Genomic DNA, 9,347 nt, shown 5'->3' with positions numbered 1-9,347 from the left:
GGGCGGGACTGGGGAACAGACCCATCCACCTGAGCCGGAACGCTCACCCCCGCCGAGGAATCGTCCACCCCGTTGACCCGAGCGATAACAAGATCCCGCTCAGCCGTGTCCTCAGGCTTGAGGAACCCGATCAAGACGTAAAGAACCAACGACACCGCCAGCGGAATGGACACCTGGAACTGCAACGGCACACCCCCCTCGACCTCCCAGCTGATCGGGTAATTGACCAGCCAGAACGCGAGCAGCCCCGCCGCCCAACTGGTGAGCGCCGCAGTCGGCCCTGAGCGGCGGAACGGGCGCAGCAGCCCCAGCATCATCGGGATGGCGATGGGCCCCATGAGCCCGGCCACCCACTTGATCACGACGGTGATGATGTCCTTGAACGTGGGCGAGTTGACCTGCGTCGCCACCGCCATCGACAGGGCCAGGAAGATCACCGTGGTGAGCCGCGCCGCGAGCAGCCCGGAGCGTTCGCTCCAGCCGCGCGCACGGGCCGAGAGCACCGGGGCGACGTCCCGGGTGAAGACGGCGGCGATGGCGTTGGCGTCCGAGGAGCACATGGCCATGGTGTGCGAGAAGAACCCGACGATGACGAGCCCCAACAGGCCGTGCGGCAAAAGCTGTTCGGTCATGAGGGCGTACGAGTCGGAGCCGTCCGGCTTCTGCGCGTCGACCAGCAGCGGCGACATCCACATCGGGAAGAACAGCACCAGCGGCCACACCAGCCACAGCACGGCGGAGAGCCGCGCGGAGCGGGTGGCCTCGTGGGCGTCGCGCGTGGCCATGTAGCGCTGGGCCTGGTTCAGCATGCCGCCGTTGTACTCGAACAGCTTGATGAACAGGAACGCGAGCAGGAAGACCGTTCCGTACGGGCCGACCAGCGGCTGTGCGTGGCCTTGGAGTTCGGGGCGGTCCCAGACGCCGAAGAAGCCCCCGTAGTCCCCGAGTCTGGCGATGACGGCCACGAACATGGCGATGCCCGCGAGGAGTTGGATGACGAACTGGCCGAGCTCGGTGAGCGCGTCCGCCCAGAGGCCGCCGATGGTGCAGTAGATGCCGGTGATGACACCGGTGATGAGGATGCCCTGGTTGAGGGAGATGCCGGTGAACACGGAGAGCAGGGTGGCGATGGCCGCCCACTTCGCGCCCACGTCCACGATCTTCAGGAGCATCCCGGACCAGGCGAGGGCCTGTTGGGTCTTCAGGTTGTAGCGGGTCTTCAGGTATTCGAGGGGCGAGGCGACATGCAGCCGGGAGCGCAGCCGGTTGATGCGCGGGGCGAAAAGCCGGGCGCCGATGGCGATGCCGAGCGCGATCGGGAACGACCAGGTGACGAAGGACGTGACCCCGTAGGTGTAGGCGATGCCCGCGTACCCGGTGAACATGACGGCGCTGTAGCCGGACATGTGGTGCGAGATGCCGGAGAGCCACCAGGGCATCTTGCCGCCGGCGGTGAAGAAGTCGCTGACGTTGTCCACGCGTTTGTGGGACCAGAGTCCGATGGCGACCATCACGCCGAAGTAGCCGATGAGCACGGCCCAGTCGAGACTGTTCATGCCCCCTCCAGGGGTCAGCTTGAGCATCGGGGTTGTGCCGTGCCCTCGACGGCGCACCTGTCACGGGCCCGCTCATCGTGGGTTCGCGCGAACAGCCCCGACAACCGCCCGTAGAGTCAAGGGACAGTAAAATCGTTCCTGTTGAGGATCGCTGTTCATGTACGTGGACGGCTGGGCGTATGGGAAATGGGCGTCCCAACGCGCGACGGCCGCCCGGGAGTTGCCTCCCGGACGGCCGAAGTCCCAGCTCAGTGGTGTCGGTCAGCGCATGAACTCACCCGCGTTGACCAGCAGGGACTGCCCGGTGATCGAGCGGGCCCGGTCGGAGGCCAGGAACACACACGCGTCCGCGACATCCCCGTCCGTGGCCAGCTCGGGCAGTGCCATCCGCTCCGCGAGCCGGGCCTTCACGTCCTGCTCCGGTACGCCCTCGGCGTCCGCCGTGAACTTCACGTACGCCTCCACCGGCGGGCCCCACATCCAGCCCGGCTGGACCGTGTTGACCCGGATACGGTGCGGGCCGAGCTCCTGGGCCAGCGAGTACATGGCCGAGACAAGGGCTCCCTTGGACGCCGCGTACGCCGCCTGCCGGACCTGCGAGGGTGCCGCCACCGAGGACTGGGTGCCGACCAGGACGAGGGCGCCGCCGTGCTCCTTCAGGGCGGGCAGGCAGGCGCGGGACATCTTCAGGGAGCCGAGCAGGTTCACGTCGACCACGCTCTGCCAGGTGGCGAAGTCCGCGTCCTGTAGACCCCCGAAGTGCGAGTCCAGGGCGGCCACTTGGACCAGCGCGTCGATCCGCCCGAACCGCTCCACGGCCAGCGCGGCGAGCGCCCCGCACTGTTCCTCGTCGGAAATGTCGGTGGCCCGGTACGCGGTGTGCGCGCCGCCCGGGTCGATCTCGGCGGCGGCCTTGGCGAGGTTGGCCTCCGTACGGGCGCCGAGCACGGCGTTGCCCCCGTCCCGCACGACGGCCGCGGCGACCTCGTGCCCGAGTCCGGCGCCGACTCCGGAGACGATCACGGTCTTCCCGGCGAGCAGCATGAGCGCCTCCACGAGTCTGGTGGATTTCCTGACGGGGCGTCAGAGTAAGGGCGTCATGCGGAGGACGGAACCCGTGCGCGGCCCGCAGTCGTGCGCGCGGGACGGAAGGGGAGCGTCATGGGTGAGGAGACCCGCAGCGAGACATACGCGGAGCTGGCGTCCGTCGGCCCGTACGGGGTGCACCCCGGGCACGCCCTGATCACCATGGTCGAGCCGCACCCGGGCCATGAGCGCGCGTACAACCGCTGGTACGAGGACGACCACTACTACGCCGGCGCGATGGCCATGCCCTGGATGTACGCGGGCCGCCGCTGGGTCGCCACCCGGGAGCTGCAACTCCTGCGCGGGCCCGAGAAGTCGGCGGTCGCCCAGCCCGTCACGGCCGGCTGCTACCTCTCCACGTACTGGATCACCGAGGGCCGCTACGACGACCACATGCGGTGGACCGTCGGCATCAACAAGCGGCTCAACCGCGACGACCGGGTCCACCAGGACCGTACCCATGTCTTCACGGCCTTCCAGGACCATGTGGCCACCGTGTACCGCGACGGCGACTCAGGACCGCGCGACTTCCACGCCCTCGACCACCCCTACCAGGGCCTCGTCCTCGAAGTCATCGACGCCGAAGGCCCGGAGCAGCGGGCCGAGTTGCTTGAGTGGTTGCGCTCCCGCGAGCTGCCGCGCAAGCTGGCGGGTTCCTCGGCCGCGATGGTGGTGGTCTTCCGGCCGACACCGCTGCCGGGCGACCGGATGACCTACGTCAAGCAGGTCGAGGGCGTCGACAACCGCCTGACCCTGCTGTGGTTCCTTAACCCCGACCCGCGCGAGCACTGGGCGGAACACTTCGCCGGGCGCGCCGGGGAAGTGGCCGAATCCGGTCTGGGGCGGGTCGAGTTGGTGGCGCCGTTCATCCCGACCGTGCCGGGTACCGATCTGTACGTGGACCAGTTGCGGTAGCGGCGCGGCGGCGGGAAAGGGCCGAGCCCCCTCGGCCGGGACGGCGGGCCAGTCGAGAGGGCTCTTTCTGTACTGCGGGTGGTGCGGGTGGTGCGTGTAGTGCTCGTACTACGTGTGCTGCGTGTACTGCGTCTACTGCTCGTATCGCGTGTGTGGTCGTGGTGTTCCCGGTCAGGCGCGGCCCCAGCCGCGGGTGACCTGGCCGACGAACGCGCTCCAGGAGTCGGGCGCGAACGCCAGCTCCGGGCCTCCCGTGACCTTCGAGTCGCGTACGTCGATCACGTGCACGGCCGGGGACTTGACCTCCACGCATGCGCCGTTGCCGGTGGAGTACGAGGACTTGGTCCAGGTGGTCGTAGCGCCTTGCTGAATTGCCATTTTTGCTCCGCTTGCCGATCGCCGGAATGATGGGGGGTGCGATGCCAACGGCTTGTTGTTGTTGGCGTGATCGACGCTACTCGCCAACTTCGGTGCGCGAAGGGGCCGTTCACTCGACCGGATGGCATATCCCGGATGAGACTTCCGCGTTGCCGGGGCGAGGGTGTATCTTCCGGCTCCCTCACCCGCCGAGCCTTCCAAAGGCCACATTTCGGGCCCGGCCTTGCCCCTCCGCTTACCTCGTCACCGACCTCGCCACTGGCGCGTTCGCCGACCCATTCACCGGCCCCTTCGCCGGTCCCGTCGGGGACCGCTCAGGCGCGTTCGCGGGCGTACGCCTTGGCCGCTTCGGAGATGAACTGGCGGGTCTGGTCCACGTTCAGGGCCTGCGCCCGCAGATGTTCGTACATGACGCTGTACTTCTGGACGTCGTTGGCCTTCTCCAGGTACAGGTCGCTGGTGACGCCCTCGATGTACACGACGCTGGAGTCGGCCGCGTCGGGGAACTCCAGGATCGCGTACTGGCCGTTCACACCCGGGTGGGCGCCCATGTTGAACGGCATCACCTGCACGGTCACATGCGGCAGTTCCGACATCGCGACCAGGTGCTCCAACTGCTCGATCATCAGCTGCGGATCGCCGACCACCCGGCGCAGCGCGGCCTCGTCGAGCACGGCCCAGAGCCGCAGCGGCGCCTCGTCCGCGTGGATCCGCTCCTGGCGGCGCATCCGGACCTGGACGCGCTTCTCGATGTCGGTGTTCGCGGTCTCCGGCAGCGCGCCGTTGATCAGCGCCTCCGCGTACGCCCGCGTCTGCAGCAGGCCGGGGACGACCTGTGGTTCGTACACCCGCAGCGAGGCGGCGTCCGTCTCCAGGCCGATGTAGACGCTGTACGGGATGTCGCCGAACGCGTGCCACCAGCCTTGCTGGCGGCTGTCCTTGGCCATCTGCATCAGCGAGTCGACGACGCGGGCGTCTTCGACCTCGTAGACCCCGCACAGGTCGCGGACATCGCGCTGGCTGATGCTGCGCCGGCCGTTCTCCAGGCGGCTGATCTTCGACTGCGAGACGAGCAGCTTGTCGGCCACCTCCTCCGCCGTCATGTTCTTGAGCTCGCGGAGCCGACGGAGCTCCTGGCCCAATCGGCGTCGCCTGACTGTGGGATTGACATTGGACGCCACGGGACGTGCACCTCCGGCTGCGTTCCTCTACTTTGCGTATCTACCGCTCAGCAGAGTGCCACCAAATCACGGCGCAGCGCTGGGAAACAGGGGATATGCGCAGGGCAGAGCGGCGCGACCCGGAGTGGCGGAGTCCGGACATGCGGGAGCGCGGGGCGGCCGGCCGGTGTCGTCGTCCAGGACGACCGGCCGCCACCCCGCGCTCCCCAGCGGCTCCCGGACCGGATCATGGGGGACTTCGGTACGGCGCTGGCGCTACGAGTGGTGCGTGTGCGTGTGCGTGGTGGTGCGTGGTGCCGTGATGCGCGTGGTGGTGCGTGATGCGCGTGATGCGGGTCGTGCGGTCGTTCCGTGGTGCGGGTCGTGCTCGACGGTCCTCAGGGAACGGGCTGTTGCCTCAGTGGGCGACGGCCCGAGCCATGGAGCCCCGGCGTGGCTGCATCGGAATCCGGCCGGGGCCGGTCTCCGCCGCGGTGACACGGTCCGGCTTGCGGGCCGTGGCCGTGGCCGTGGCTGTGGCCGGGGAGCGGCGGGGCTGGGCCGCCACTCCGTTCTGGACGTCCATCACGGCGTGCGCCACGAGACCGCCCATGGGGTCGTGCCTGATCAGATCCCGGAGCCGGGAGCGCGACGAGCGCCCTTCGTTCCCGGGATACAGGTGCTTGCCGAGGCCGACCGCGTGGGCCAGCGCGGCGAGCGCCGCGGTCCGTGGGTCCGGCGGAACGCCGGTACGGATCGCGGAGTCAAGCCGTGACCTGATCTCCCTGCTGATCGCTGTCTCCGTCGCCTGATAGCGCGTCGTCGGCAGCACTCCGCACATCTGGCCCGCTACGGCATGCACCATGCCGCACCGCTCCAGATGCGAGAGATAAGTCTGGCGCAGCCCCAGTCGGGGCCCGCCGATCCAGTGGACGGCGCGCACCGGGGCCCCGCGCCTGCGGAGCAGTTCCAGTGCACAGTCCAGTGTCGGATCTCCGGTCGGCCGTGGTACTACCACGGCGATACGATCCCCGTCTGGGGCTATCCGTCCGGCCAACGCCAGCTCTACTAGCTGTGCTCCGGCCAGACCGAGGTCGAGCGACTGCGGCTGCGCTGTGGTACCCGTGGTCGGGTCCAGAGCGAGAAGCAGAAGCTCCTCCGGAATCGTTCTGCGGCTCTTGCCCATCCATGCCTCCCCGCGTGGATGAGTGACAGGGTGACCCCTCTCACATTGGTCTGTCGAGAGTGCCTGCCCGGGATGTCATGGAACCGGAAGGTATGTCGTTCTCGTCTACCGGAGGGGTCAACCCCTCACACAGGACACTGGTACATGGTTCGGACACCGGATCGGTCCGGCGGGGCCACCCGTTGGACACATGGCGTACGGCTTCGGCGCGGACGCAAGGCGTATCGAGGAGGCATTGGTGGCGGGCGAGACCCCCGGCAGGTCGGGGAAGCGAAAGTCTTCGGGGACGTCCTCGGGCAGTTCTTCGGGCGAGCGTGCGGCGGAGGCGGTCGACCCTCGTCTCGCCGTGTCCACGGCGCGCGTCGACCAGCCGACCGCCGTCTTCTCCACGGCCGCGCTGGAGTTGGACGAGGAGTCGGCGGCGTCCGGGGAGGAGGAGCCGCGGAACTCCGACGCCGGCGAGGTCGAGGTTGCCGAGGTTGCCGGGGAGGCTTCGGGCGAGGCGGACTCGGAGCCGGCGGAGCAGGTCGACGGTTCCAAGGACGCCCGCCTGCGTGCGGCGGTTGCGGCGTGGGTCTCCGGTCCCGAGGACGAGGGCGATTCTCAGCCATCGGAGTCCGAGGGGGCGGAGGGGCCGGAGGGTTCCGAGGGGCCTGAAGCGCCCGAGGTGCCCGAGGAGTCGGCTGAGGCGGACGAGACGGACGAGGTTGCCGGGGAGGGCGCCGAGTCCGAGGAGGACCCCCAGGAGGCCCCTGAGGGCGCGTCTGAGGGCGCAGGCGAGGACGCTGAGGGCGACGAGCGCGTAGCGGAGGCCGAGTCCGAGACGGAGCCGGAGCCCGAGTCGGAGCCGGAGTCCGGGACGGAGCCCGAGTCGGAGCCGGAGTCCGAGTCCGAGCCGGAGGCTGACGACGACGCGAAGGCCGAAGCTGAGCCCGAAGCCGAGCCCGAAGCCGAGGCGGAGCCCGAGCCCGAGCCGGACGACGAGCCCGAGCCGGAAGACGCGAAGCCCGAGGACGCCGCCAAGCCCGAACTCGAAGACGCCGAGCCCGAGCCCGAAGCCGAGGCCGAGCCCAAAGCCGACGCCAAGCCCGAAGCCGACGCCAAGCCCGAGCGCGTCGATCAGCCCACCGCGGTCTTCAAGACCCCGCAGGCGAAGGTCGATCAGCCGACGGCGATCTTCAAGCTGCCTGCCGAAGCGGTCGAGGCCGACGCCGAGCCCGAGGCCAAGCCGAAGCCGAAGTCGGAGTCGAAGTCGGACTCCAAGCCCAAGCCTGAGCCCGAGCCCAAGCCCGAGCCCGAGACCAAGCCCGAGCCCAAATCCACCCCCGAGACCAACTCCAAGCCCAACCCCGACTCCGAAGCCGAGCGAACGAGCAAATTCGTTGCCCTGAAGCCGCTCGACGAGCCGAAGGCGCCCAAGGAGAGCAAGGGGACCGGCGAGGCCGGCGCCGCCAAGCCCGCAGCGACCGTAGGCGTCACCGGGGCCCAACTGCCGCCCGAGGCAAAGCCCGAGACGAAGTCCGCGGCAAAGCCCGAGACGAAGTCCGCGGCAAAGCCCGAGACGAAATCTGAGACGAAGCCCGAGGTCGAAGGGGTCGCCGCCTCGGTCGGGCCCGAGCGGACGACGCAGCAGCCGCTGCCGCCCAAGCCCCCGCTCGACCTGCTCGCGGAGCTGACCAACCGGCCGAAGCCGCCGGAGACGGCGCTCCGTACGACCGTGCGCCGGGTGAAGATCTGGACGCCGCTCGCGCTACTGCTCGTGATCGTCTTTGCGGTCGTACAGAGTGTGCGCCCGCTGCCGACGCCGACGCTCGCGCTCACCGCCGACGCGAAGTTCACCTTCGACGGCGACAAGCCGAGCCTGCCCTGGCCGACCGAGGGGCAGGCGGTCGTGGATGTGAACGGGATCGGCGGCCTCGGCACGTACGGCGATCAGAAGCCCATCCCGATCGGCAGCGTCGCCAAGGTCATGACGGCCTATCTGATCCTCAAGGAGCACAAGGACGAGGACGAGACGCTGACGGTCGACAAGGCCGCCGCCGATCACTTCGAGACCGGTGAACCGGCCAACGAGTCCGTGGTCGAGGTCGCCGAGGGCGACGAGATCACGGTCAAGGAGGCCATCCAGGACATCATGCTGCCGTCCGCGAACAACATCGCGAAGCTGCTTGCCCGTTGGGACAGCAACGGCGACGAGGACGCGTTCGTCAAGAAGATGAACGCCGCCGCCAAGGACCTCGGCATGAAGAACACCACGTACACCGACGCGAGCGGGCTCGACGAGACCACGGTCAGTACGGCGGTGGACCAGGTGAAGCTGGGCAAGGCCGCCATGGAGATCCCGCTGTTCAAGGAGATCGTCCGGATGCCGAAGTTCGACTCCACGACCTCGGAACGGCCCAAGGACCAGGCGAACTTCAACAAACTGGTGCCGCTGTACGGCGTCGTCGGTATCAAGACCGGCTCCACCACGAAGGCGGGCGGCAACCTGCTGTTCGCCGCGGAGAAGGAGATCGGCGGCTCCACCCAGCTGATCATCGGGGCCGTCTTCGGGCAGCACCTGCCGCCGATCATCGACACCGCGACCGCCCGCAGCAAGGACCTGATCCTGCGCGCCCAGGAGCTCCTGGAGACCAGGACCGTGGTGAAGAAGGGCGATGTCGTCGGGCACGTCGACGACGGTCTCGGCGGGACGACCCCGGTCGTCGCCACCGAGGACGTCTCCGCCGTCGGCTGGCCGGGACTCACCGTCGACCTGGCCGTCGGCGACGGAGGCAAGACCGTGCCGCACACCGCGAAGGCGGGCACGGAGGTCGGAGTCCTGAGCGTCGGCGACGGGGCGAAGGGCGCCGTGAAGGTACCCGTGGCGCTCCAGGAGGACCTGACCGAGCCGAGCTTCGGGTCGAAGCTGACCCGTATCAGCTGACTCGTATCGGATGATCCGTATCGGCTGACGGTCGAAGAGTGGCCGTAACGCGCGGGCCCGGGGCCGGAGGGAGCGACACCCCTCTGGACCCGGGCCCGCGCCGCGTGCCTCCGTACCGCGCCGCGTGCCCCCGTACCGCC

General features: G+C 69.0%; 7 protein-coding genes. 2 read left to right on the top strand and 5 right to left on the bottom strand.

Annotated features, from left to right (window positions below; translation table 11 throughout):
- Together GUY60_RS28840 and GUY60_RS28835 are read right to left on the bottom strand one after the other, a co-directional pair.
- A partial coding sequence (locus GUY60_RS28840; RefSeq protein WP_161703036.1) for a sodium:solute symporter family protein occupies positions 1-1,556 on the bottom strand: 1,556 nt, incomplete at its 3' end.
- A 261-nt stretch (positions 1,557-1,817) separates the two neighbouring features.
- Positions 1,818-2,600: an SDR family oxidoreductase gene (locus GUY60_RS28835; RefSeq protein ID WP_161703034.1), complete on the bottom strand. Its 783-nt coding sequence runs from the start codon at positions 2,598-2,600 to the stop codon at positions 1,818-1,820.
- A 117-nt stretch (positions 2,601-2,717) separates the two neighbouring features.
- On the opposite strand from GUY60_RS28835, the gene GUY60_RS28830 reads away from it, so the two are divergent.
- Complete coding sequence (locus tag GUY60_RS28830) at positions 2,718-3,557, top strand: hypothetical protein (RefSeq protein WP_161703032.1); 840 nt, start codon at positions 2,718-2,720, stop codon at positions 3,555-3,557.
- A gap of 171 nt (positions 3,558-3,728) precedes the next feature.
- Here the strand turns inward: GUY60_RS28830 and GUY60_RS28825 are convergent, their stop codons facing one another.
- The 3 genes from GUY60_RS28825 to GUY60_RS28815 form a co-directional block, all read right to left on the bottom strand.
- A complete protein-coding gene (locus tag GUY60_RS28825) occupies positions 3,729-3,935 on the bottom strand; it encodes a DUF397 domain-containing protein (protein WP_161703030.1) in 207 nt (68 codons plus the stop codon).
- A gap of 314 nt (positions 3,936-4,249) precedes the next feature.
- Positions 4,250-5,116, bottom strand: a complete 867-nt coding sequence (locus tag GUY60_RS28820; RefSeq protein WP_161703028.1) for a helix-turn-helix domain-containing protein — start codon at positions 5,114-5,116, stop codon at positions 4,250-4,252.
- 397 nt (positions 5,117-5,513) lie between these two features.
- A complete protein-coding gene (locus GUY60_RS28815) occupies positions 5,514-6,281 on the bottom strand; it encodes a GOLPH3/VPS74 family protein (protein ID WP_161703026.1) in 768 nt (255 codons plus the stop codon).
- 190 nt (positions 6,282-6,471) lie between these two features.
- On the opposite strand from GUY60_RS28815, the gene GUY60_RS28810 reads away from it, so the two are divergent.
- Positions 6,472-9,207 carry a D-alanyl-D-alanine carboxypeptidase gene (locus GUY60_RS28810; RefSeq protein ID WP_188133002.1) on the top strand — a complete coding sequence of 912 codons (2,736 nt, stop codon included), beginning with the start codon at positions 6,472-6,474 and terminating at the stop codon, positions 9,205-9,207.
- Positions 9,208-9,347 lie beyond the last annotated feature (140 nt).

It is taken from the genome of Streptomyces boluensis (genome assembly GCF_009908195.1).
Taxonomy (GTDB): Bacteria; Actinomycetota; Actinomycetes; order Streptomycetales; family Streptomycetaceae; genus Streptomyces; species Streptomyces boluensis.
Note: the sequence above shows the minus strand (reverse complement) of the source record. Positions and strands in the feature narration are given on the sequence as shown.